22 protein-coding genes are annotated in these 24,635 nt (G+C 68.4%); 10 read left to right on the top strand and 12 right to left on the bottom strand.

Going from position 1 to position 24,635, the window contains the following annotated elements:
* Positions 1 to 5: 5 nt before the first annotated feature.
* Complete coding sequence (locus AC0662_RS05380; RefSeq protein WP_452198515.1) at positions 6 to 851, bottom strand: MIP/aquaporin family protein; 846 nt, start codon at positions 849 to 851, stop codon at positions 6 to 8.
* A gap of 223 nt (positions 852 to 1,074) precedes the next feature.
* Here AC0662_RS05380 and AC0662_RS05375 point away from each other — a divergent pair, with 223 nt between their 5' ends.
* The 5 genes from AC0662_RS05375 to AC0662_RS05355 all read left to right on the top strand — a co-directional run bounded on the left by AC0662_RS05375 (position 1,075) and on the right by AC0662_RS05355 (position 8,431).
* Complete coding sequence (locus AC0662_RS05375) at positions 1,075 to 4,536, top strand: NACHT domain-containing protein (RefSeq protein ID WP_478298710.1); 3,462 nt, start codon at positions 1,075 to 1,077, stop codon at positions 4,534 to 4,536.
* Positions 4,537 to 4,628: 92 nt separating this feature from the next.
* Positions 4,629 to 5,927, top strand: a complete 1,299-nt coding sequence (locus AC0662_RS05370) for an alpha/beta hydrolase (RefSeq protein ID WP_478298708.1) — start codon at positions 4,629 to 4,631, stop codon at positions 5,925 to 5,927.
* Positions 5,924 to 6,727 (top strand): SGNH/GDSL hydrolase family protein, encoded by an 804-nt coding sequence (locus tag AC0662_RS05365; RefSeq protein WP_452198507.1) that lies wholly within the window; start codon positions 5,924 to 5,926, stop codon positions 6,725 to 6,727. Before AC0662_RS05370 ends, AC0662_RS05365 begins: the two co-directional genes overlap by 4 nt.
* A gap of 19 nt (positions 6,728 to 6,746) precedes the next feature.
* Entirely contained in the window at positions 6,747 to 7,253 is a 507-nt protein-coding gene (locus AC0662_RS05360; protein ID WP_452198506.1) for a SigE family RNA polymerase sigma factor, read from the top strand.
* Positions 7,250 to 8,431 (top strand): hypothetical protein, encoded by a 1,182-nt coding sequence (locus AC0662_RS05355; protein WP_478298705.1) that lies wholly within the window; start codon positions 7,250 to 7,252, stop codon positions 8,429 to 8,431. Before AC0662_RS05360 ends, AC0662_RS05355 begins: the two co-directional genes overlap by 4 nt.
* A 12-nt stretch (positions 8,432 to 8,443) precedes the next feature.
* Here AC0662_RS05355 and AC0662_RS05350 read toward each other — a convergent pair whose 3' ends face one another.
* The 7 genes from AC0662_RS05350 to AC0662_RS05320 all read right to left on the bottom strand — a co-directional run bounded on the left by AC0662_RS05350 (position 8,444) and on the right by AC0662_RS05320 (position 17,080).
* Entirely contained in the window at positions 8,444 to 9,508 is a 1,065-nt protein-coding gene (locus AC0662_RS05350) for an ABC transporter ATP-binding protein (RefSeq protein ID WP_452198503.1), read from the bottom strand.
* 26 nt (positions 9,509 to 9,534) lie between these two features.
* Positions 9,535 to 10,605 (bottom strand): ABC transporter ATP-binding protein, encoded by a 1,071-nt coding sequence (locus AC0662_RS05345; protein ID WP_478300194.1) that lies wholly within the window; start codon positions 10,603 to 10,605, stop codon positions 9,535 to 9,537.
* A gap of 8 nt (positions 10,606 to 10,613) precedes the next feature.
* The gene (locus tag AC0662_RS05340) at positions 10,614 to 11,627 is read right to left on the bottom strand and encodes an ABC transporter permease (RefSeq protein WP_452198501.1); all 1,014 of its coding nucleotides are present in this window, start codon (positions 11,625 to 11,627) and stop codon (positions 10,614 to 10,616) included.
* Positions 11,628 to 11,725: 98 nt separating this feature from the next.
* On the bottom strand, positions 11,726 to 13,501 hold the full coding sequence (locus tag AC0662_RS05335) for an ABC transporter substrate-binding protein (RefSeq protein WP_452198499.1): 1,776 nt from the start codon (positions 13,499 to 13,501) through the stop codon (positions 11,726 to 11,728).
* 56 nt (positions 13,502 to 13,557) lie between these two features.
* Complete coding sequence (locus tag AC0662_RS05330; RefSeq protein ID WP_452198497.1) at positions 13,558 to 14,550, bottom strand: ABC transporter permease; 993 nt, start codon at positions 14,548 to 14,550, stop codon at positions 13,558 to 13,560.
* A gap of 239 nt (positions 14,551 to 14,789) precedes the next feature.
* Positions 14,790 to 16,361, bottom strand: a complete 1,572-nt coding sequence (locus tag AC0662_RS05325) for an ABC transporter substrate-binding protein (protein WP_478298701.1) — start codon at positions 16,359 to 16,361, stop codon at positions 14,790 to 14,792.
* Positions 16,362 to 16,426: 65 nt separating this feature from the next.
* Positions 16,427 to 17,080, bottom strand: a complete 654-nt coding sequence (locus tag AC0662_RS05320) for an HAD family hydrolase (RefSeq protein WP_452198493.1) — start codon at positions 17,078 to 17,080, stop codon at positions 16,427 to 16,429.
* Positions 17,081 to 17,288: 208 nt separating this feature from the next.
* Between AC0662_RS05320 and AC0662_RS05315 the strand changes: the two genes are divergently transcribed.
* Positions 17,289 to 18,137, top strand: coding sequence for a PAC2 family protein (locus AC0662_RS05315; RefSeq protein ID WP_452198491.1), 849 nt, complete (start codon positions 17,289 to 17,291; stop codon positions 18,135 to 18,137).
* Here AC0662_RS05315 and AC0662_RS05310 read toward each other — a convergent pair.
* Entirely contained in the window at positions 18,134 to 18,499 is a 366-nt protein-coding gene (locus AC0662_RS05310; protein ID WP_452198489.1) for a MerR family transcriptional regulator, read from the bottom strand. The two genes, AC0662_RS05315 and AC0662_RS05310, sit on opposite strands and share 4 nt — an antisense overlap.
* A 55-nt stretch (positions 18,500 to 18,554) precedes the next feature.
* On the opposite strand from AC0662_RS05310, the gene AC0662_RS05305 reads away from it, so the two are divergent.
* The 3 genes from AC0662_RS05305 (at position 18,555) to AC0662_RS05295 (ending at position 21,169) form a co-directional block, all read left to right on the top strand.
* A complete protein-coding gene (locus AC0662_RS05305) occupies positions 18,555 to 19,394 on the top strand; it encodes a polysaccharide deacetylase family protein (protein ID WP_452198488.1) in 840 nt (279 codons plus the stop codon).
* 101 nt (positions 19,395 to 19,495) lie between these two features.
* Entirely contained in the window at positions 19,496 to 20,266 is a 771-nt protein-coding gene (locus AC0662_RS05300) for a L,D-transpeptidase family protein (RefSeq protein ID WP_452198486.1), read from the top strand.
* Positions 20,267 to 20,275: 9 nt separating this feature from the next.
* Positions 20,276 to 21,169 carry a hypothetical protein gene (locus AC0662_RS05295; protein WP_478298697.1) on the top strand — a complete coding sequence of 298 codons (894 nt, stop codon included), beginning with the start codon at positions 20,276 to 20,278 and terminating at the stop codon, positions 21,167 to 21,169.
* A 43-nt stretch (positions 21,170 to 21,212) separates the two neighbouring features.
* On the opposite strand, the gene mshC is transcribed toward AC0662_RS05295, so the two are convergent.
* Positions 21,213 to 22,442: a cysteine--1-D-myo-inosityl 2-amino-2-deoxy-alpha-D-glucopyranoside ligase gene (gene mshC, locus AC0662_RS05290; protein ID WP_478298695.1), complete on the bottom strand. Its 1,230-nt coding sequence runs from the start codon at positions 22,440 to 22,442 to the stop codon at positions 21,213 to 21,215.
* Between the two features lie 118 nt (positions 22,443 to 22,560).
* Between mshC and AC0662_RS05285 the strand changes: the two genes are divergently transcribed.
* Entirely contained in the window at positions 22,561 to 23,265 is a 705-nt protein-coding gene (locus AC0662_RS05285) for a DUF6882 domain-containing protein (protein ID WP_452198482.1), read from the top strand.
* Here the strand turns inward: AC0662_RS05285 and AC0662_RS05280 are convergent.
* Together AC0662_RS05280 and AC0662_RS05275 are read right to left on the bottom strand one after the other, a co-directional pair.
* Complete coding sequence (locus AC0662_RS05280) at positions 23,262 to 24,056, bottom strand: SCO1664 family protein (protein WP_452198480.1); 795 nt, start codon at positions 24,054 to 24,056, stop codon at positions 23,262 to 23,264. The genes AC0662_RS05285 and AC0662_RS05280 overlap by 4 nt on opposite strands.
* On the bottom strand, positions 24,053 to 24,628 hold the full coding sequence (locus tag AC0662_RS05275; RefSeq protein WP_452198479.1) for a DUF3090 domain-containing protein: 576 nt from the start codon (positions 24,626 to 24,628) through the stop codon (positions 24,053 to 24,055). The genes AC0662_RS05280 and AC0662_RS05275 overlap by 4 nt, the downstream gene beginning before the upstream one ends.
* Positions 24,629 to 24,635: the final 7 nt, after the last annotated feature.

Raw genomic sequence — 24,635 nt, 5'->3', positions numbered from 1 at the left:
GTGCATCATGCCGACGTCTCCTCCTCGGGTACCGGAACCCGGCCCACCTCTTCGTCCGCGTCGCCGACTGGCAAGTACCGGCCGACGAGCACGTCGTAGAGCAGGGCGCCGATGAGCGCACCGATGATCGGTCCCACGATCGGGACCCAGAAATAGAGATCACCGAACTGATCCTTGAAGGCTTGTCCCCCGTACCCGGTCAGCGCGGAGGCGAGCCGTGGGCCGAAGTCACGCGCGGGGTTGATCGCGTACCCGGCCAGGGTGCCCCAGGCCATCCCGATGCCGACCACCAGCAGGCCGATGATGAACGGGCCCAGGTTCGCGGCCGGTGCGGTGTTGCGCAGGTCGACGATGGCCAGGATGACCAGCATCAGGATCGCCGTACCGATGATCTGGTCCAGGAAACCGCTCCACACGCCCGCCCCGAGCGCGGTGTTGCCGTTGCCCGGGAGGGTGGAGAACACCCCCTGGCTCTTGATCGTCAGTCCGGGGTCGAAGTGGTTCAGGACCTTGGAGTAGTTCCAGCGGACCACCATCGCCGCCGCGAACGCGCCGAGGAACTGGGCCGCGATGTAGGGCAGCACCTTCCGCCACGGGAATCCACGGAAGACCGCCAGGGCGATCGTCACCGCGGGATTGATGTGGCCACCGCTGAGCCGGGCGGACACGTAGACGCCCATGGTGACGCCGATACCCCAGGCCCAGCCGATCGAGTCGTGGTTGCCGATCCCCCCGGCCACCACTTGGGCGACCACCCCGACGCCGAACAGGATCAGGATGAACGTTCCGGCGAACTCCGCCGAACACTCCCCCAGAAGGGTTCTTGGTTTGACCGCTTCGGTCGTAGCCATGCTTGGCCTCCCTTCCACGCCGTGACGACCACGGCTGGCTGGAATGTAGGAGCGTTGGACCGGCGGTACAACGCCCCTCGTTCGACATTGTCGAACGGGGACCGCCGGTGCCTCGGCTGCGACACACGGTGACCACCGGCCCACTCACCGAACGCAGCGGGTCGACCGCCCACAGCGATAGGTTGGGCTCCCACTTCCGAACCCCGCCCGAGGAGCCCCGCCTGTGGCCGTCTCGCCGTACACCTTCAAAGGTGTGCTGGCAGTGCTCGACATCGACGACCGGAGCCGCTCGGCCCTCGAGAAGTTCTTCGGTACGGCGATCTTCGCCGGCGCCGGCGCCGCGACTCTCGTCGGCGGACCGGTGGCGGGACTCACTGCCGCGGCTTGGCTGTCGCTGGTGGACCCGAAGAACGAGGCCGTGAGTCTGCTCGACGCCCTCGTGAACACCGTGTCGAAGCGCTTGCGCGGCAGCCGCGAGAAGGACCAGCTGGACCTGGTCGTGGCCGCGCACACCATCACGGCCGTCTCGTCGTTCTTCGACGCGCTGCCGCAGGTCACCGGGCCCGCGCACCGCGACCTCACGCTGACGGACCGCGAGCGCAGCCGGCTGATGGAGGTGCCCGGAACAGACCACGCCGACCTGTTCGACGTCGCCGTACCGATGTCGTCGCCGGAGCTCGGGCTGGACGAGAACCTCGAGCGCAACCTGAAGCCGTACTACGAGCGCCTCGCGCGTCGGTGCGTCGACTTCTTCTCCGGTCTGGAGGCGTGGTCTCGCGACCCGGCGCCACCGGCCGGCGTACGGGACGCGATCGTGGTCCGGGCGGTGCAGCTCTACCGGAGCCGGATGCTGGAGCTCAGCCCGTCGGCGCCGTTCGGTCTGTGGGTCACGCTGAACGAGTTCGCCGCGACCCGCGCGGAAGTCCGTGCGCAAGGCGACGTCCAGGCGGCGGCGCTCGGTGAACTCCGGACGATGCTCACGATGGTGATGCCGGGCTCTCCGACCGGCCGGAACTGTTACCGCGAGAAGCTGGCGCTCGCGGCACGCGAAGTACTCGACGAGCCGCTGCTGCGGTCCCGTACCCAGTCGATCGCCTCGCCGACGGTCCGGGACGGGTTCGTCGAGCCGTCCTTCCACCACGCGATCGCGGATGACGCGTCGCAACCCGCGGACGAGGACTGGTGGTCGGCGCAGCCCGAATACTCGTCGCTGGTCGAGTACCTCGCGAGCTATCTCGCCAGTCCGGACGGTGCCCGGCGGCCGCTGCTTCTCCTCGGCCATCCCGGGGCCGGCAAGTCGTTGCTGACCGAGGTGCTGGCGGCGCAGTTGCCGGCCGATGCGTTCGCGGTGGTGCGGGTGCCGCTGCGTTCCGTCAATCCGGACGACGACCTCACGCTGCAGATCAACAAGGAGCTGCAGCGCACGCTCCAGCGGCCCAACGCCGACCTGGACGAGCTACGCCAGGAATGCGGCGCGTGCGAGACGTGCGGCGATCCCGACACGTGTCCGCACCGGTGCCATCTCGTCGTACTGCTCGATGGTTTCGACGAACTCGTCCAAGCGACCGGCGTGACCCAGTCGGCGTACCTGTCGAAGGTCGAGGCCTTCCAGAAACGCGCCCGCACCCTCGGCACCCCCACCTTGGTCATCATCACCTCCCGAACCGTCGTCGCCGACCGCGCCGAGATCGCCCCCGGCACCCCAATGATCAAGCTCCGCGAATTCGACGAGCCCCGCATCGCCCAATGGCTTGCAACCTGGAACGCGGCACACGACAGCATCGCGGGCTTCGCACCGCTCAAGGTCGCCGAGATGACGGCATCGGACGAGATCCGCGAGCTGACCGCTCAGCCGCTACTCCTGCTGATGCTCGCCGTCTACCTCGCCGAGCTGGGCACCAGCGAGCTGGGCAGTGCCGAACTCACCCGGAGCGAGCTCTACCGGCGGATCATGGACCGCTTCATCGCCCGGCAGATCACCGAGAAGTCCGCGCCGGACCGCCCACTGAGCGAACAGGAGCTGCTGCAGCGTCAACTCCGCCGCCAGCTGCAGTACGCCGCGATCGGAATGTTCAACCGCGGGCGTCAGCACATCACGGACAACGAGCTGAACGCCGACCTCTCCGCGCTCGAACCACGCCCCGCTGAGACGGCCTCGGACATCCAACCGCTGACCGCAGGCGACCGCGTACTCGGCGAGTTCATGTTCGTCCACAACGCCCGAGCCGACCGCGAACAGCGCAACGCCTACGAGTTCCTGCACGCAACGTTCGGCGAGTTCCTCGTCTCGGAGCTGGTCCTGGAACTTCTCGTGCAGCTGATGCGCCACCGCGACCTCGAAGCGACCGCGCTCGTCCCACAGTCCAACGGCCTCAACGACGACCTCCTCCGCCGCCTCCTCAGCCACCAGCCCCTCACCACCCGAGCCCCGATCACAACCTTCGTCACCGAACTCTCCAAGGGCCTCCCGGAGTCTCAGCGCCCGTCACTGCTCGCGACGATCGCCGAGCTGCTTCGTCGGGAGCTCACCCGCCCCGACAGCGGCGACCAGCTCTACCACCCGCTCCCCTACGACCCGGTCCGCCGCCGAGCTTGTTACACCGCCAACCTCACCCTGCTCCGCGTCCTGCTGGACGAGAACTCCGTCCCGGTCGAAGAACTCGTCGGCCCGGACGCAGCCGACCGCTGGCGCCCACTGGTCCGGCTCTGGAAAGCAGGACTCGACGGCGCCGGCTGGTTCAGCCTCATGGATTACCTCGGCGTCGAGGACTCGGCCAGCCCCGTTCCGTGGTGGGAGCTGCGGCTGTGCCTGCGCCTCGTGTCCGGGACCGATCCGCAGATCAACGAAGCGGAGCTGCTCGGAGACCTCGCGCACAAGGCCACGCTCAAGATCGGCGACGCCGCTACCCGGGCGGTCGACGAACCCTGGAGCGAGGCGGACGTGGCGGCGATCCACCAGCTCTCGGTGATCTTCTTCGGGAGCACCGGGACGCCGTACTTCGGTCGTCCGCTTCCCTTCGACTACGGGTGGTACCGGTCGCTGCTCAGCGACCTCTCCGGCCGGTCCGAGGTGAACGGCAACGTCAAGCAAGCGATCCTGATGCTGCTCTCCCGGACGAGCGCGGACCTCCCCGTCGAGTACGTCGCCGAACTGCTCGCGCACACCTTTCCCTTGCCCTCGTTCATGCGCTGCGACGTCGAACTGACGGCTGTCGTCGCCTCCCATCCGGTCTTGCTCGACAAGCTGCCCGAGGTCGAGGACACCCTGGTAATGGCAGAACTGGACATCGCGTCGACGGTCGTCGCCATGCTGTGGTGCGCTGAGCGGCGGGCTTCCGGCAGCGAGCGGGACCGGCTCCGTGAGTTCAGGCTGGCTCTCGACCGCCTGCACGCCGACAGTGGCCCGACCGGTTGCGTGGCCCCCTACTTCGCGCCCGAGTTCGCGACCTATCTGCGCGTCGAACAGCCACCGCACTGGACACCCGAGCTGCCGGTTCCACGGATCTTCGAGCGGCTCGACGGACCGATCCTCGCAAGCGTCGCGCCCGAGGATGCGCTATACGTCGCGGAGACCTGGACTGACCACGCGGGTGACTTCGTCACGAACTACTTGGCCAGCCGGAGCGTACCGCTGGATCACGCGGACGATCCGGTCGCCGTGCTGCGGGAGCTTGTGCGGAGCTGAGGGGACGCTGAGAGGGCCCGGAGTTGGCGTGCCAACCAGTTGATGTTGTGTCGCGTCTGGGGGGTGGGTCTACCTGATCTTGGAGGGGCTGAATGAGCGTTTCGCTGCTGAGCGGATGGTTCCCGCTGGTGCTGGATGTCGTGGCTGCCGGGGTGCTGGTGCTGGCCGTGGGGTGGCGGGATCGGCGCTGGCGGTTCCGCGTGCTGCCGTGCATCGCCGGTGGGGCCGCGCTGGTCGCGTTCATCGCGGCGTACCCGGGGGCGCGGTGGACCGGGATCACCGATCCGTTGCCGTTCTCCGTGTGGTTGTGGTTCGGGCTCGCTGTGGCGGCGCTGATCGTGCTCGCCGCGGGCTGGCGGACGGCGCAGTGGTGGCGGCGCGGTACGGCGGTACTCGCAGCGGCGCTCGCCGCGCTGGTGTGCGCCAACGGCGTCAACCAGTTCGTCGGCTACTACCCGACCATCGACTCTGCGGTGAACGACTGGACCAACACGCCGCTGCCGGGTCAGGTATCGATGGCGGGTATCGCTCACGACGCCGGAAGCAAGAAGCTGCCCGCGGCGGGCCGGCTGGTCGCCGTGAACATCCCGGCGACATTCAGCCACTTCCACCACCGCCAGGAGCTCGTCTACCTGCCTCCGGCCTGGTTCGGGGGCGGCCGCCATCGGCCGGCGTTGCCCGTGGTGGAGCTGGTCGGTGGCGAGCGGGGTGGCCCGGGTGACTGGGTGCGACTCGGCAACGCCGTACAGGTGTCCGACGCGTACGCGCACCAGCACCACGGGTGGGCGCCGATCCTGGTGTTCGCGGACGCGACCGCGCGGTTCGACAACGACACCGAGTGCGTGAACGGGCCGCGCGGGAACGCGGCCGACCACCTCGACCAAGACATCCCGCGGTACATCGAGAGAACGTTCGGCGCCGCCAAGGACCCGCGGCAGTGGGCCGTCGCCGGGTTCTCGATGGGCGGCACCTGCTCGCTCGACCTGGTCGTCGAGCACCCGAACGTGTTCGACCACTTCGTCGACATCTCCGGCGACCTCGTGCCGTACACCAGTACACCGGCCGCCAGCCTGCAGGATCTGTACGGCGGGAACGTGGCGCTGGAGAAGGCCAACGAGGCGCTGCTCGTGATGCACGCGCACGGCAAGTACACGAACGTGAAGGGTCTGTTCCTGACCAGCACCGAGGAACTGCGCCACCAGCACGAGGCGGAGGAACTGTCCAAGGCGGCCGCGAAGGTCGGGATCTGGTCCCGCGTGGAGATCTCCCCGGGCACCCACGTCTGGCAGTTCGCCGCGCCCGCTTTCGCGTCGGCCTATCCTTGGCTGGCGAACCAGCTTGCCCTCCCGGTGAGCCCGCACCCTGAGACGAGGCACACGAAACCGGCGTGATCCCCACACTGCGACGGCTGTCCATCGGCCTGCTGCTGATCGTGCTCGTCGCCGCCTTCCACGACGGCGACACGCTCAGCGAGGTCGTACGGCCGCAACCGCCGGGCGCGATCGACGTGGTCGCGCTCGGCGACTCGGTGACGTCAGGGACCAGCTGCAACTGCTCCGGCTTCCCGCAGATGTACGGCGACCTGCTGCACGCCCGGACCGGTCGGAACGTGCACGTCGACAACCTCGGCGTCGGCGGCCTCGACTCCAACGGTCTGCTCCAGACCCTCAACCAGACGAACTCCCCCACCCAGGTGGCCACGGCGCGCGCCTCCGTCGTACTCCTGACGATCGGCGCGAACGACTACGGCGATCACCAGAAGGACGTCACCAGTGGTCAGTGCGACACCGACTGTGTCGCCGACGACTTCGAGCAGCTCACCGTCAACCTCGACCGGATCCTGAACCGGATCCACAGTCTCCGCGACGGCCTTCCGACGACGATCCTGGTCACCGGCTACTGGAACGTGTTCCAGGACGGCGACGTGGCCGCGCGGCAGTACCCGACGAGCGGCCGGGTCGCCAGCGACCAGCTCACCCTCCGCACCAACGCCGCGATCGCCGCCGCGGCGGCCGCGGACGACGCGATGTACGTCGACATCTACACGCCGTTCGAGCACAGCGGGAACATCACGTCGCTGCTCGCCGACGACGGCGACCACCCGAACGCGGCCGGCCACGCCCTGATCGCCAAGATCCTGCTCGCCGCAACACCCAACCCTTTGCCGCCGTCCTCACGTCAGGGAGGGTAGACAGACCAAGGGGGACGAGATGGCCGACCCGACGGCGTTCGCCGAGTTCGCCACCAGCCGGCACGGCGCGCTCTACCGGTACGCCTATCTCCTGGCCGGCGACCGCGGCCTCGCCGAGGACCTCGTCCAGGAGGCGCTGGTCAAGACGTACGTCGGATGGCATCGCCTCCGGGACCCGAACAACGCCGAGGCCTACACCCGCCGCGTGATCACGACGACCGCGATCGGCTGGTGGCGCCGCAAGTCGTGGCGGGCCGAGCAGCCGCACGACGACGTGCCCGATCGTCCGGCTGACGGCGATGACGCGACCGCGCGGGTCTGGTTGTGGCACGAGCTGCAGAAGCTCCCGCCACGGCAGCGAGCGGCGCTGGTACTGCGCTACTACGAGGACCTCACCGAACCGCAGACCGCCGAAATCCTCGGCTGCTCGGTCGGGACCGTGAAGAGCCAGGTTTCCGACGCGCTCAAGAAGCTCCGGACCCGTCTGGGGGCCGACGTCGTGCTGAAGGCAGGGATGACCGAATGACCGAGCTCCTCAGGGACACCCTCGCCGAGCGGGCGCAGGGCGTCGAACCGGCCCCGCTCGACCTGGACGCGATCGTCGCGGCCGGAAACCGCCGGGCCGGCCGACGCCGCGCACTCGGCGTCATCGGCGGCGCGGTCGCGACCGCGGCAGTCGCCGTCAGCGGAGCGACCGCCCTCCGACCCCGCGACACCCGGCCGCAGCCGGCCCGACCGCAGCCGACCCGACCGGCGCCGTTCGCCCAACGCCGGGCGACCTTCGCGCTCGGCAACAAGATCCACTACGGCGACGAGATCATCTCCGTCGGTTCGCACCGGATCGGCGCCTTCGCGCAAACCGACGCCGGCTTCGTCTTCCTGGACGACAGCAACGGCATCCACGTAGCCGACCGCTCCGGCGTCCACGACCTCGGCAAGAGCGCCTGGCGGGTGACCACCGACTTCCACGGCAACCTGGTCGCCTGGGTCGAAAGCTTCAACGACCACTGCGAGTCGGTCGTGTACGACGTCGCCGGCCGCCGCGAGCTCGTCCGCACCGCGATCGGCAACAAGATCCCGCCGAACGCCAGCCTCGCGGTCTCTCCGCGCATCGTCGCGATCGACGGAAGTTCGGCGTACTTCGGAACGCTCGACGGCCTGTACCGCTGGGACATCCCCACGAACAAGGGTGTCCTGATGGCCGACGTGTCCCCCAACGCCGTCCGGACGGTCACCTCGGGACAGCTGGTGTATCAGCAACCGCTCGCCCAGGCCGTCGGCCTCGCGCTCAAGGTCGGTCCTACGCTGACCACCGGAACCAAGACCACGTTCAACGGGCAGCAGGCGTTCCTCTCACCCAACGCGACGTACCTCGTCACCCAACCGGATGACGCCCGGATGGGTATCCAGCCGAGCTGGGCGGGGCTCCAACTGTTCGGCGTGAAGGTCCAGCACACCGGCCAGCTGCCGCGACCGTACTGGACGTTCGTGTTCGGTCAGTGGCTCGACGACACGACGTTCATCGCGGCCGGAGTGCGGTATACAGCTCGGGTGAACGTGGTCGACCTGCTGACGGTGTCCGCCACGACCGGTGCACACACGGTCGTGGCACGCGAGTTCTCCACGTTCACCTTCAGTACGAGCGCACCCCGCCGGACGCCGTTCGCGATGCCGACCGGCGCCCCCATCCTCGACCTGTACTGATCAGCTCTTTGGTCAGCTCTTGGCGGCTGCTTGAGCCGTCTGCTCCTGCTCCGGCGTCGCGTTCTCCGGGAAGTGGCACGCGGTCTGGTGTCCCTCGGACAGCTGGATCAGCGGCGGCTCGACCGTCTTGCAGATCTCCTGCGCCTTCCAGCAGCGGGTGTGGAAACGGCACGCCGGCGGCGGGTTGATCGGGCTCGGGACGTCACCCTGCAGCCGGATCCGCTCCTGCTTGGCCTTACGTTTGGTGTCCGGAACCGGCACGGCCGACAGCAGCGCGACCGTGTACGGGTGCATCGGGTTCTCGTACAGGCTGACCCGGTCGGCGAGCTCGACGATCTTGCCCAGGTACATCACCGCGACCCGGTCCGACACGTGCCGCACGACCGAGAGGTCGTGGGCGATCATCACGTAGGTCAGGTCGAACTCGTCCTGCAGGTCCTCGAGCAGGTTCACCACCTGCGCCTGGATCGACACGTCCAGCGCGGACACCGGCTCGTCGGCCACGATCAGCTTCGGCCGCAGCGCGAGCGTCCGGGCGATCCCGATCCGCTGCCGCTGACCGCCGGAGAACTCGTGCGGGTACCGGTTGTAGTGCTCCGGGCTCAGACCGACCAGCTCGAGCAGCTCCTGCACGGCTCGCTTCACGCCGTGCTCGGTCTTCACGTTCTGCAGCCGGAACGGCGCGCCGACGATCTTGCCGACGGTGTGCCGCGGGTTCAGCGAGCCATACGGGTCCTGGAAGATCATCTGCACGTCGCGACGCAGCGGCCGCATCCGCCCCTCGCCGAGGTGGCTGATGTCGCGCCCCTCGAAGACGATCTTGCCGGCCGTCGGCGTCTCCAGCCGGGTCAGCAGCCGGCCGGTCGTGGTCTTGCCACAGCCCGACTCACCCACCAGCGACAGCGTCTCGCCGCGGCTCACGCTGAAGGACAGTCCGTCAACGGCCTGGACCGCTCCGACCTGGCGCTGTAGCAAACCCTTGCGGATCGCGAAGTGCTTGACCAGGCCGTCGACCGACAGCAGCTCCTCGCCCAGCTTCGGGACCTTCGGAGTCGATTCGGCGTCAGTAGATGTCACAGTCGGCGTCCCATTCCCAGTGCCGCTCACAGCTTCGGCTTGATGTCGGTCTCCCACGCCTTCTGGCGGTTCTGTGGGGAGAGGTGGCAGGCGACCAGGTGACCGTCACCGGTGTCGAGCAGCTCCGGCCGCTCGGTCTCGCTGGCGCCGCCGTTCAGGTGCGCGTAGTTGCAGCGCGGGTTGAACGCGCAGCCCTTCGGCACGTTGATCAGGCTCGGCGGCGTGCCCTTGATCGGGATCAGCCGCTCGGTGCGCTCCCGGTCGATCCGCGGCATCGAACCGAGCAGACCCCAGGTGTACGGGTGCAGCGGCCCGTCGAAGATGTCCTCCGCGGTGCCGTACTCCGCCGCGCGGCCGGCGTACATCACCTGGATGTCGTCGGCCAGCTCGGCCACCACGCCGAGGTCGTGGGTGATGATGATGACGGCCGAGTTGAACTCCCGCTGCAGGTCCCGGATCAGGTCCAGGATCTGCGCCTGCACGGTGACGTCGAGGGCCGTGGTCGGCTCGTCGGCGATCAGCAGGTCGGGGTCGCAGGACAGCGCCATCGCGATCATCGCGCGCTGCCGCATGCCGCCGGAGAACTGGTGCGGGTAGGCGTCCACGCGCCGGTCGGGCTGCGGGATGCCGACCCGGTCGAGCATCTCGATCGCGTGTTTGCGCGCGACCGCCTTGCTGACGTCGTTGTGCACCCGGTAGGCCTCGATGATCTGGTGGCCCACCGTGTAGAAGGGGTGCATCGCGGACAGCGGGTCCTGGAAGATCATCGCCATCCGCTTGCCGCGCAACTGCCGGACCTCCTCGCGCGACGAGGACACCAGGTCCTGGCCGTCGAGGAAGATCTGGCCGCTGATCTTCGCGACCCCCGGCTTGTGCAGCCCCATGATCGACAGGCTGGTGACGCTCTTGCCGGAGCCGGACTCGCCGACGATCCCGAGCGTCTTGCCGCGCTCCAGCTTGAAGGAGATCCCGTCGACGGACTTCACCACACCGTCGTCGGTCGGGAAGTGCACCTTCAGGTCCCGGACATCGAGGAACGCCTCGCCGCGCGCGACCCGGTGGACGGGATCCTGGACAGAATCCTGGACTTCTTCGATCGGCTCGTTCACGAGATCCGCACCCTCGGGTCGACTACGGCGTACAGCACGTCCACGATCAAGTTCGCCATCACGATGAAGAACGCGGCGACGAGCGTCACCCCGAGCACCTTCGGCAGGTCGTTGGCCTGCAGCGCGATGACGGCGTACTGACCGATGCCCGGCAGCGAGAACGTGGTCTCGGTCAGGATCGCACCACCCAGCAACAGGCCGAGGTCCAGACCGAAGATCGTCAGGATCGGCGTCAGCGCCGACCGCAGCCCGTGCTTGATGATCACGTCCCGCTCGCCCAGGCCCTTCGCCCGCGCGGTCCGGACGAAGTCCTCGTTCATCGTCTCGAGCATGCCGGCCCGGGTGAGTCGCGCGTACGCCGCGGCGTACAGGAACGCGAGTGTCACCCACGGCAGGATCAGGTCGTAGGCCCACCACAACGGGTTCGTCTCGTCGAGTGGATTCGTCCCGCCCTGCGCGGTCCAGCCGAGGCCGTAACTGAAGATGGACAGTGACAACAGGCCGGTGAAGAAGATCGGCAGCGAGACCCCGGCCAAGGCCACGCCCATGAGTGATCGGTCCAGGACCGAGCCGCGTCTCAATGCCGAGACGATGCCGGTCCCGACTCCGGTGACCAGCCAGATCAACGCCGCACCACCCGCCAGTGAGGCAGTCACCGGTATTCGCGCGACCAGGTCCGGCCACACCGGGGTCTGGGTCAGGTACGAGTACCCGAAGCAGGGCGCCGGACAGTGCTCGGTGCCCGGACCGTAGTTGTACTCCGTGCCGACGAACAGGCCCTTGATGAACCGGCCGTACTGCACGTAGAGCGGGTCGGTGAAGCCGAGCTTGACCGCGGTCTGGTGGATCTGCTCCTTGCCGACGCTCCGGCCGACGTACCGCGAGGCCAGGTCGTCCGCCGTGGCACCGCCGAGCCGCGGGACCAGGAAGAAGATCGAGAACGTGACAGCCGTGACGATGAAGAGCAGGATCACTGCCCCGATCACCCGGCGGATCAGATATGCGAGCACCGTGCGCGGCCTGGTGGCCGATGGTCATCGAAGACGATCATCGGCCACCGTCAGCCTTCACCTACCTCTGCTGGCGAAATGATGGTTGGTCAGAGCAACTACTTCTGGGCGAGGCCGATCGCCGCGTAGTCGTACATGTTCTGACCGTCGTTGCTGAAGACGTTGGCCAGCGTGTCCGGACGGTACAGCAGGCCCTTGGCCCAGATGCCCGGCAGCGCCGCCGCCTGCTCCATGACCTTCTTGTCGATGTCCACCCAGATCTTGTTCCGGGCGGTCTCGTCGGTCGTCTTGAGGGCCTGGTCGATCATCGCGTCGACCTCGGGGATACGGATACCGAGGTTGGTGTTACCACCGGAGTCGCGGATCACCCGGCTGTCGACGATCTGGCTCAGGAAGCCGAAGCCGTCGTTCCAGTCGGCGCCCCAGCTGTAGACGATCAGGCCGAGCTTGTTCGCCTTCGCGAAGTCCGGCTTGCCGGCGTACAGCTTGGTGTAGTCACCGGTCGGGTAGGGCTTGGTGGTCAGGTTGATGCCGACCCGCTTCAGCGACTGCTGCAGCGTCTCGGCAACGGCCTTCTCCTTGGCCCGGTCGGTGCGGTAGGTGATGTTCATCGCGAAGCCGTTCGGCTGGCCGCACTGCTGCAGTTCCTGCTTGGCCTTGTCGACGTTGCCGTTCTTGTCGGTCTTGAAACCGTAGTCGTCGAACTGCTCCGACCCGGAGACGCCCGGCGGCATCAGGTTCGTCGCGATGTCGCCACCGATCGGACCGCCGTACGCGCGCTGGTAGCCCTCGTGGTCGGCGGCGTACAGCACGGCCTTGCGGCAATGGATGTTGTCCAGCGGCGGGACCTGGCTGTTGATCACGGTCCAGTTCAGCCGCGGCGCCGGCACGTTGTCGGCGTGTGCCTTCAGCTTCGGGTCGGCGAGGATCTTCGCCTGGGTCTCCGGCTGCACACCGGTACCGGCGAGGTCGACGTCCAGGTCACCGGCCAGCAGCCGGTTGTCGATGTCGGTGCCCTCGACGTTGTACGCGATGGTGATCTGGTCCGGCAGCGCCTTGCGGCCCGAGTCCGGGTCGGTCGCCGGGTCGTACTGGTCGTTGCGGACCAGGTTGAAGCCGCTGTTCGGGTTGTAGGTGCCGAACTTGTACGGGCCGGTCGCGATCGGGTGTTCCTTGTACTTCGCACCGGTGTCCTTGGCCTGCGGCACCGGGGCCGTCGACGGCAGCTGCGCGAAGTAGTCGAAGGACGCGAACGGCTTGTTCAGGTGGAACACGATCGTCTGGTCGTCCGGCGTCTCGATCGCCTTCGCGACACCGGCCAGCGACTTGTCCTTGTAGACGCTGTAGCCCTTCGGGATGTCCAGCAGGAAGTCGTTGAAGTACGTCGGGCCGTTGGGCAGCGTGACCTTGTCCAGCGAGCGCGCGACGGCGTACTTGACGTCCTTCGAGGTGACCGGCGTACCGTCCTCGAACTTCACGCCCTTGCGGATCTTGTAGGTCCACGTCTTGGCGTCGTCACTCGGTACACCCGGCGCCTCGGCCAGGTCCGGCACCGGCTTGGCACCCTCGGCGCCCGGCTTCGCCGCGAACGTCATCAGCGGCCGGACATAGTTGCGCACCAGGTTCCAGGACAGGCCGTAGTAGGTGTCGCCCGGGTCGGTCGAGTCCCATTGCTGGGTGATCGCCATCCGGAGCGTGCCACCCTTCTTGTCACTCGGGTTGAACACCTTGCCGACCGCCGCGTTGTACTCCGCCGTCGCGCCCCCCTCGGAGGAGGAGCCGCCCGGCTTCGCCTTCGGTCCCCCACAAGCCACCAGGCTGAGGGCGACGGCCGCACTGACGGCGGTCGCCGTCGTGATGCGATTCCATCTCATCTCTTGTAGCACCCCTTTATTAGTGAGAGCCCAGGCTCCCTGGTTGGAGAGAAGTCCTACCGCGACCGCGGGTCGAGTGCGTCGCGCAGCCCGTCGCCGAACAGGTTGAAGGCCAGCACCGTGACGAAGATCGCCAGGCCCGGCGAGATCATGTACCAGGGGTCGACCGAGTACCACTTCGCCGCGATCGACAACATGTCGCCCCAGCTGGCGGTCGGCGGGCGGACACCGACGCCCAGGTACGACAGCCCAGCCTCGAAGAGCACGTTGGTCGGGATCAGCAGCGTCGCGTAGACGAGGATCGGGGCGATCAGGTTCGGCAGCAGCTCGGAGAACAGGATGTACGGGCGTCGCGCGCCCAGGCTCCGGGCCGCGTCGACGAACTCCCGCTCACGCAGCGACAGCGTCTGACCACGGATGATCCGGCCGATGTACGGCCAACTGAAGAACCCGATGATGAACACGATCAGGCCGACCCGCAGCGAGTCACCGCTGAGCCCGAGGATGGAGTCCGGTACGGCGCCGACCAGCGCCAGCGCGAACAGCACCAGCGGGAACGCCAGGAAGATGTCCATCACCCGGCTGATCAGCGTGTCCACCCAGCCACCGAAGTACCCGGCGGTGATGCCCATGACGACACCGATCACCACCGACACCAGCGTGGCCAGGAACGCGATCAGCAGCGAGATCCGGGCGCCGTAGACGATCCGGGCGAAGATGTCGCGGCCGTTCACCGGCTCGACGCCCAGCGGGTGGTCCCAGCTGACGCCGCCGAACTTGCCGATCGGCGTCTGCAGGGACGCATCGACGAGGTCCTGGTGAAAGTCGTTCGGTGTGACGCCGACCAGCTTGCACAGCAGCGGCGCGAAGATCCCGACCAGGATCAAGAGCAGGACGACGAAACCTCCGGCGATCGCGACTTTGTCCCGCTTCAGTCGCATCCAGGAGATCTGCCAGAGCGACCGGCCCTCGATCTTGCCGGCGCCTTCGAGTACCGCCTCCGGCTGTGCCGACGATGATCCCGGCTCGACCTCGAGTGGCGTGCTCACGCGCTGTGTACCCCTGCCTCGGTTCGGGTGAACCGGAACGAAATCCGGTGTGGCTGCGGCCTTAACCTGCCGCCATTACAGCGCGGAGTCAAACGCGGAAAGTGCTGCGTTGCCCGATCGTGATCGTCAGGAAATCGTCCCGGAATGTGGACTTTCCGCAGTAAACCACGGCGTCGCACCGACGGTCGCGGGAGCCTCGCGAACCGTTACTGCCATGGCATTTTTGTGTCAGCCCGAGGTCAGCGGCGTAATCCGGAGAAATACAGGAACGACAGCGGGTCGACGGCCGTCTTCACGTTCTCCACGTCGTTGCTCGCGACCACCGCGAGACGTCCCTGCCAACTCGGGATCACCGGGGCGTCCAGCGCGATCACTCCCTGTAGTTGCGCGATCAGGTCGTCGCGCTTCAGACCGTTCTGCTCGGTCCGTTGCTGCTGCAGCAGCTTGGTCGCCGCGGCCGAGCGGTACCCGTTGGCCGCGAACGCGCCGTCACTGGCGATGAACGGAGCGAGATAGTCGTCGGCGTCCGGGTACTCCGGCACCCACCCGCCCTGGAACAGGTCGTACGCCCCCGCCTTGGTCCCCACCTGGTACTGCGGCCACTCGGCGCTCCGCAATGTCACCCGGAACAGCCCCGACGCCTCCAGCTGACGCTTCAGCTCGAGTACTTCGGCCTTCGCGCCGGCCCCGTACTGCGTCGGCGTCCAGCCGACCGTCAACGGGACCGGTACGGCGATGTTCGCCTGCTTCAGGATCGCCGCGGCGGCCGCCTTGCTCGGCTGCTTGTACTCGGTCCGGAACGCGTCGACCTGCCCACCGAAACCGGGCGGCACGACCGAGTACAGCGGCGACACATGGTCGCCGTACGCCCGCTTCGCGATCGCCTGGCGGTCGATCAGCTGCGCGACGGCCCGCCGTACGGCCGGATTGCGGGCCAGCAGCGACTTCATCTGGAACGCGAAGAACCGGATCTCCGCGGAGTTGGTCTCGACGACCTGGACCTTGTCGGACTTGCGCAGCTTGTCCAGCAGGCTCGGGCCGAACCCGTGGAACGCGAGGTCCGCCTTGCCGGTGGTGACGGCCTGGTAGAGCGCGGCCGAGTCCTTCATCAGGCTGATCGTGACGCCGTCGTTCTGCGCCGCCCGCGGACCGCGGTATCCGGAGAACTTGGTGAGGGTCACTTCCGACCCCGGCTTGTACGCCGCCAACTGGTACGGCCCACTGCCGACGGCCTCGGTCTTCAGCAGCTTGTTGGCCGGGTACACCTGCTCGTCGACGATCGAGGACGCGGTCGTGGTGAGCAGGTACGGGAGCCGGGCGTCGGGGGTGGTCAGGTTGAACACGGCCGTCAGGTCGTCCGGCGTACTCACGGACTTCACCGACGCGAACAGCGAGGCCGCTCCCCCGGGTGTCTTCAGCCGGACCAGCCGGTCGAAGCTGAACTTCACGTCCGACGAGGTCAACTCGTGCCCGTTCGGGAAGGTCAGGTGCTCCTTCAGGCTGCACGTGTACGTCGTCGGCGAGTCGAACTGGCAGTCGGCCGCGTCCGGCACCGGCGTGGGCTTGTCCGGGAGGATCGTCAGCAGGGTCTGGTACAGGTTCGCCTGGACGGTCCGCGAGCCGACGTCGTACGGACCGGCCGGGTCGAGGGACGAGATCGCGTCCGTGGTGGCGAGCCGCAGCATCGCCAGCTTCGGCGTCTGCTCGCCCGGCAGCGGCGCCTTGTCGTCCGGCTGACCGCATGCCGCCAGCGACACGCCCAACGCCCCCACCGCCGCGGCCGCCGATACCCGGCGCACCCACTCGCTCACCGTCTCACCTTTCCCAGCCCGTTACCCCAACAACGCCCCCGAGGGCACCAAGTGACGGTAGCTCCTCAATGGAGCAGAGCGCGCAGAGACTCCGGTGTGAGCGGCTCGAGCGACTTCACCACGAGCCGGCGCGGCGCCTCCGGAACGGTCACCAACTGCGGTACGGCGACCACGTACAGCCCCGCCGCGGTCGCGGCCTGCGTACCGGTCACCGAGTCCTCGATCGCCACGCAGTACGCCGGATCGACGCCCAGCCGCTCCACACCGGTCAGGTACGGCTCCGGGTGCGGCTTGCCGAGCGTCACCTCGTCGCCGGCCACGATCACGTCGAACGGGTCCGGCGGCAGATGCCCGAGCACCGCCTCGATCATCACCCGGTACGACGCGGAGACCAGCGCGCACGGGATCTCCTCCTTGCGCAGCGCCTGGAGCAGCTCCAGCGCCCCCGGCATGAACGTGACCTGCTTGCGCAGCGCCTCGACCACCTCGGAGAACATCCGGTCGGCCAGCTCGTCGGCGGTGATCACGCCTTCCGGGATCCGCGCCAGCCACACCTGGACCGCGTCCCGCAGGTCGCTCCCGATCAAGGTCATGCAGTCCTCGATCGTCCAGGTCGCGCCGAGCTCGGCCATCAGCTCGAGCTGCACCTCCGCCCAGACCGTCTCGGAGTCGACCAACGTCCCGTCCATGTCCCACAACACCGCTTGCAGGGCCGGCAACTACCGCTCCTCTACGTCGTCCACACACCGATCAGGTCTCTTTGCCGTGCCCATTCTCCCTGGTCGCCCCAGATCCGGACATTTCGGGTCCGCGACACGGTTCGCCCGGGGTGAAACCCGACGCACGGCGAGGAGCGAACACGTAGGCTGGCAGTCCGGTCCGGCGAGCGCCGGAGAGTTGGCTACAGAGACGACAGGGGGCCTGCGAGTGGTTGATCTCGCGAACCTGAGGGACCCGGTCGTGATCGCCGCGTTCGAGGGCTGGAACGACGCGGCCGAGGCGGCCACCGGCGCGGTCGACCACCTGATCGACGAGTGGGACGCCGAACTCGTCACGGAGATCGACCCCGAGGACTACTACGACTTCCAGGTGAACCGCCCCCAGGTCGGCCTCGACGACGACGGTGTCCGGCAGCTGACCTGGCCCACCACCCGGGTCTACGTGGCCCGCCCCGAGGACAGCGACCGCGACGTCCTGCTGATCCGCGGCATCGAGCCGAACATGCGCTGGCGGGCGTTCTCCAGCGAGCTGCTGGAGATCGTCGACGAGTCGAACGCGCAGATCGTCGTCGTCCTCGGCGCCCTGCTCGCGGACTCGCCGCACACCCGGCCGATCCCCGTCTCGGCGACCTCGTCGGACCCGGAGCTGACCGCGTCGTGGAGCCTGGAGCCGTCGACATACGAGGGCCCGACCGGGATCACCGGGGTCTTCGCCGACCTCTGCGGCACGCTCGGCGTCCCCTCGGTGAGCATCTGGTCCGCGATCCCGCACTACATCGCCGGCACGCCGTGCCCGAAGGCGTCGCTCGCGCTGCTCGGCAAGATCGAGGCACTGCTCGACGTCGCGATGCCCGAAGGTGACCTGCCCGAGCTGGCCCGCGCCTGGCAGCGTGGCGCCGACGAGCTGAGCGAGGAGGACCCCGAGGTCGCGGAGTACGTGCACTCGCTGGAGGAGCAGCGCGACACCGCCGACCTGCCGGAGGCCACCGGTGAGGCGATCGCCGCCGAGTTCGAGCGCTACCTGAAGCGGCGCAACAAGAACCACCCGAGCGACTAGGGCATTTCCCGGTTCGCTGTCGCGATGACGTCGTCGAGGACGCCGCGGGACGTGGTGAGATCGGCGATCATTCGGTCGATCCGCTCCCGCTCGGCGGTCAGTTCGGTGACGAGTTCCGGCGTGGCCCGCTCGTTGGGCCCGCCGTCGGGGTCGCGCATGCAGGGCAGCAGCTGCGCGATCTTCTTGCTGTGCAGCCCGGCCGCGAACAGCTCCTGGATCAGGATCACCCGGTCGACGGCGCGCTCGGCGTACTCGCGCTGCCCGCCGGTCGTCCGTTCCGAGACGAGCAGGCCCTGAACCTCGTAGTACCGCAGGGAGCGCACGCTGACCCCGGTCCGCTCCGCGAGCTCACCGATCCGCACCCGACCGACCTCCGGACTTGAACCTGACACTGATGTCAGACTCTACCGTCCAGACATGACGCTCTACGACTACAGCCCGCTCCCGGAACGACCCCGCCTCGACTGGCCCGACGGCAAGCGCGTGGCCTTCTACGTCGGCCTCAACATCGAGCACTTCCTGCCCGACCAGCCGTCCACCAGCATCTGGCCGCTCGACCTCAAGCCCGACGCCCTCAACCAGGGCTGGCGCGAGTACGGCGAACGCGTCGGCATCTGGCGCACCATCGACATCCTCGACCGGTACGGCGTCCGCGCCAGCGCGCTCGTCAACTCGCTGGTCGCCGAGCACAACCCGCAGATCATCGAGGCCGGCGTCGCGCGCGACTGGGCCTGGCTGGCGCATGGCAAAACGAACACGACCCTGCACACCGGGTACGAGCCCGACGAGGAACGCCGCGTCCTCACCGACATCACGGAGACCATTGAGAAGGCGACCGGGCAGCGTCCGAAGGGCTGGATGGGCCCCGGGCTCACCGAGACCCACAACACCCCGCAACTGCTGTCCGAGCTCGGCTACAGCTACGTGCTCGACTGGACCAACGACGACCAGCCGTACCGCCTGAACGTCCCCGGCATGCTCAGCGTCCCGTACACCGTCGAGCTCAACGACCTGGGCCTGTTCCTGCGCGGCCTCAGCGGCCCGGACTTCCTCCAGATGGTGAAGGACCAGTACGACGTCCTTCGCGAGGACTCCGCGGAGACCGGGCGGGTGATGGCGCTCGCGCTGCATCCGTTCGTGATCGGGCAGCCGTTCCGGGCGAAGTACCTGAACCTCGCGCTCGAGTACATTGCGGCGCAGCCGGACGTCTGGCTGACCACCAGCGACGCCATCGCGGAGCATTTCGCCCGGCCGTAACCCGACGAGGCGTGGCGCGTTGTTACCGATGGGTTTATTCTCGACCGGACAACTGGGGGGGGTGACGGCGTGCCGTCACCGGGACCACGGGGAGTAACAGCATGCGCGACGAGCGGGGCGCCAGCTCCATCCCTGCGCTCGCCGTGCTCGTGCTGCTCGGGATCGTCGCCGCGGTCGGGATCTTCGGCAACAAGACGAAACACATCGACGTCGACCTGAGCACGCTGACCGCCTCGACGACTGCCACCACGATCGCTACCGCTCCCCTCGACACCCAGCCGTTCTCCGGGACCGGCGGGCTCGTCGTACACCCGCGTGGCGAGGCCGCACTGTTCAGCGCACCCGACGCGGACGCCGTCGGCAAGATCGGCCCGACCCAGTTCGGGCCGACCTGGCTGCCGGTCGTGGAGCAGACCGACGGGTGGGTCCGGGTCCTGCTCCCCTCCAAGCCGAACCGGTCCACGGGCTGGCTCCAGGACGAGGACCTCGATCGCGCGACCTCGTCGTATCTGATCCGCGTGCACACCAGCTCGCGGACGCTGGAGCTTTTCCTCAACAACAAGAGCCTCGGCTCCTGGAAGGCCGGCGTCGGCGCGACCAAGACGCCGACACCGCCCGGCCGGACGTTCCTGCTCGGTTCGATCATCGACCACAAGCGCTCGGCCTCTCCCGTCGTGCTGCCGTTGGGTGCGCACAGTCCCACTCTGGACACGTTCGGTGGCGGACCTGGTACGGTCGCGATCCACGGCTGGCCGAATCCCCATGTCTTCGGGGCGGCGATCAGCGCCGGCTGCGTCCGGGTGCCGAAGACCGCTCTCGCCCACCTGCAGAAGGTTCCGCTCGGGACGCTCGTCCTGATCGACAGCAAATAAGGAGGTCCGATGCGACGACAGTTGACTCCGACCGTGCTGACGGCTGCGGCCGTGGCAGGCGTCGTGACGTTCAGCCTGGTCGCGAGTGCGCCGGTCGGCAACGCGGCGGCCCGGCCGTCCTCGGCGTACGCCGTGAGCGCGGAAGGCCAGGTGCCGATCGCGAAGACGCCGTACGCCGAATCGCTGGACGGCAAGCGGCAGACGACGTCCGCGCTCGAGCTCCCGAAGAACCCGCTGCTCTCGGTCCGGGCCGGTACGGCGACCGCGGGCAACGACTCCGCCTCGGTCGAGCTGTTCGACATCGTGGTCGGCCCGGACATCCTGAACCAGGTGCAGATCCCGCCGGAACTGAAGGAGCAGTGCAACTCGCTCCCGTCCACCGGCGCGAACGACCTGCCTGTCCCGGACATCGCACTGCCCGACCTCGGCCTGCCGTTGCCCAAGTTCAGCACCAAGGACCTGCCGGTCAAGAACCTGCCCGACCTGTGCAAACTGCTGCTCACGCCGCCGAAGTCGCTGCTGTCCATCGACGCGCTGAACGTCTATTGCTCCGGTGACCAGGGCGGCGTCGACATCGGCGGGCTGACGCTGCTCGGTCAGGCGATCAAGCTGCCGAGCACCAAGCAGGGCGCGTCGCTGCCGTCCAACCCGCTGGCGACCATCACGGTCAACAGTCAGGGCAAGCACTCCGACGGCGCGTTCACGATCACCGGTCTGAGCATCAATCTCGGTGGCGGTGCCGAGACCATCAACCTGGCGTCGGCGACCTGCGCCAAACCGGCCGCGAAGCCGAAGCCCAAGCCGACCCCGCACCCGGAGAACCCGGCCCCCGCGCAGATCGACACCCCGCCGTCGGCGCCGGTCCCGACCCCCGTCAAGACCCACCAGCCCGTCACCGGCTGATCTCCAGTCTGGGGAGGACGGTCGGCCCTCCCCGAACTGTTTGCTAGAGCTTGAGACCGAGGAGAGCGTCGACGGCGAGGGCGACCAGGGCGGGCGCCTCGTGGTCGTCACCCTCGGCCTCGGCCCACGCGTCGACAGCCGCCAGCGCGCCCGCGCTGTCCAGGTCGTTCGTGAGTGCCGCCCGTACGGCGTCCACCGCGGCCGAACCGTCCGGTCCCGCGCCGCGACCGATCGCGCCGCGCCAGACGTCCAGCCGCGCCTGCGCGTCGGTCAGGTCGGACTCGGTCCAGAACCAGTCCGTCCGGTAGTGGTGGGTGAGCAGCGCGAGGCGGATCGCCATCGGGTCCACGCCGGCCAGCCGCTCCTTCGACACCAGCACCAGGTTGCCCTTGGACTTCGACATCTTCTCGCCGTCGAGACCGACCATCGCCTGGTGCACGTAAGCGCGCGCGAACGGGTGCTCCCCCGTCGCCACCTGAGCGCCGCTCGCGGACATCTCATGGTGCGGGAAGATCAGGTCCGACCCGCCGCCCTGGACGTCGAACGTCATCCCGAGGTACTTCAGCGCGATCGCCGAGCACTCCACGTGCCACCCCGGGCGGCCGCGTCCGAGCGGTGAGTCCCAGGCCGGTTCACCCGGCCGCTCGTGCCGCCACAGCAGGCTGTCCAGCGGGTCCTGCTTGCCCTCGCGCTCCGGGTCGCCACCGCGCTCGGCGAACAGCTCGTTCATCGTCTCGCGGTCGTAGTTGGACACCCCGCCGAAGGCCGGGTCAGTCTTCACCGCGAAGTACAGATCGCCGTCGACCGAGTAGACGGCGCCCGCGCGCTTCAGGTCCTCGATCGCGTCCGCGACCAGGTCGATCGACTCGACGACGCCGATGTAGTGCTGCGGCGGGATCACCCGGAGTGCGGTCATGTCGTCGCGGAACAGCTGGATCTCCTGCGCCGCGAGATCGGTCCACTCGACGCCGGTCGCGGTCGCGCGCTCGAGCAGCGGGTCGTCGACGTCGGTGATGTTCTGCGTGTACGAGACGTCGTACCCCGCGTCCCGCCAGAGCCGGTTCACCAGGTCGAACGTGACGTACGTCGCCGCGTGCCCCATGTGCGTCGCGTCGTACGGCGTGATGCCGCACACGTACATTCGCGCGGGCCCGTCGGTGTCGCCAGGGGCCGGCGGGACCTCGACCAAGCCGCCGGACGCGGTGTCGTAGAGGCGAAGCCGCCGGGCCGGCCCGGGTACGACCGGGATGTCTGGTTTCGTCCACGCCTGCATGTGTCGGAGCTTATGCCAGTCCGATTTTCAATGACGCGACACGGTTCCATTCCGTGGTCCGGGCTGCGGTGGACAGTGGGGTGAGCTATGCGCCCGATGGCCGGTAGCCTCGCGGGTGATGAGCGCATCAGCAGACTTCAGCCCCGAGTTCCAGGCGTACGGCGCCTGGATCGCCGCCGCTTCGATCCAGCAGCAGGACCTGTTCAACGAGGTCGTCGGGCCCGACTCGCTGCAGGCCGACCTCGACGCCCGCACGCTGACCGGCGAGCGCGGCGTCCTCGGCCGGGTCTCGCTGCTCGGCAGTTTCTCCGAGCTCGACCACACCTGGCTGTGGGGCTGGGCGAACCCGGGCTTCGGCGCGGACGCGCCGGCCGTCGCGCCGACGGCCGGCATCCGCGCGTTCGGCGAACAGCACCGGATCGCCGAGTTCACCACGGACAGCCCGGACCTGAGCGGCTTCCCGCAGCCGGAGCAGGCCGCGATCACGCTGGCGATCACGGCCGGCGCCGTACTCGGCGGTCGTGGTGTCTGGTCGACCGCGATCAACGAGGGCCGCGGACACGTCTACCTGCACGTGGCTGACGAGCAGCTGCCGCGCGCGGGCTTCGACGCGCTCGCGACACCCCGGCTGTTGACGACCGCGGTGAGCGTGTTCCCGGCCGACCACCGGCGAGTGGTCCGCGGCTACTTCCAGCACTTCGGCTTCCAGTTCCAGGAGAACGCCGAGTTCCTCCGGGGTACGGCGCCGAACGGCAGCATCGTGGTCACGTCGTACGACGAGCAAGGTCGGCTCGCCAACGTGAACGTCGAACCGAAGGCCTAGAACGCGGGCCAGGGAATCGCCGGCCAGTCGTCGCTCGGGTACGGGAACGTGCCAGTCTTGAGCAGCGCCGCGCAACGTTCCCTGGTCGCCGTCAATTCGACAGTGGTGATCAGCTCGCAGAGTTGCTGACCGAGCGCACCGGCCAGCTGATCCGCCAACCGCCGTACGTCGTCGAGCAGGTCGGCCGAGATCGGGTCGCCGGCCCAACCCCACAACACCGTGCGGAGCTTGTCGTCGGCGTTGAACGTGACGCCGTGATCCACGCCGTACACCCGGCCGTCGCCCGGGTTCAGCACGTGGCCGCCCTTGCGGTCGGCATTGTTGACCACGGCATCGAATACGGCCATCCGGCGCAACGCGTCATTGTCCGCGTGCACCAACGTCACCGGGTTGTGGCGGCCGTCGAGAGCCTCCAGCACACCGACCCAGCCGGACGGCACGCGGCCCTGCGGGACGATGTCGACCAGCTCGGTCTCCCCCGCCTTGAGCTCGGCCTCGTCGATCCACAGCTGCACCATGCCGACACCGAGCGGACCGTCGCGCAACAGAGTCGGTGGCACGACCGACCACTCGAGCGCCTCCGAGACGACGTACGCCGCGAACTCGCGCTGGGCCAGCGTGCCATCGGGGAAGTCCCACAGCGGGCGCTCCCCCTCGACCGGTTTGTAGACCACCGTCGCGGTCTCGCCGGCCAGGCTCACCGAACCCTGGTAGGTACCGTTCGAGGCGGCCACCAGGCGGCCGTGCAGCGCGAGCTCTCCGAGGGCGAGGAGCTCCGGGTCGACCGTCATTCCGGGAGGTGCCTGCGATAGCCGTTGGCGCGCGGGCAGATGTGGCCGTCGGCGTCGATCGGCCGGCCGCAGAACGGGCAGCTCGGGCGACCGGACGCGACCAATGCGACCGCGCGGCGGGCGAACGACCGCGCCTGCTCCTCGGTGATCCGGACCACGAACACCTCGGCGTCGTCGGACTCCATCGCCGCGGCGACCGGGTCCTCCTCCTCGAGCTCGACCTGCTCACCGGTGACGACCGCGAACACCTCGATCACCACGCGTTCCGCGTCGGCCTCCCAGGCCAGCGTCATGGTGCCGGCCCGGAACTCCTCCTCGATCGGCTGCTCGAGCGGCGCGTTGTCGTCCGACCCGCCCTGCGCGACCGGGTCCCGGTCGAAGCGCCGGGCGACCTCGTCCAGCATCACGTCGAGCCGCTCCGCGAGGGCCATCACCTGTTCCTTCTCACACGCCACCGAGGTCAGCCGATGCCCGGCCCGGGCCTGCAGGAAGAAGGTCCTGGCACCGGGTTCCCCCACGGTGCCGGCGACGAACCGCTCGGGGTCGTCGAAGGAGTGCACAACTCGCGCCATACCTAGA

It is taken from the genome of Kribbella sp. NPDC043289 (assembly GCF_056436705.1).
Note: the sequence above shows the minus strand (reverse complement) of the source record. Positions and strands in the feature narration are given on the sequence as shown.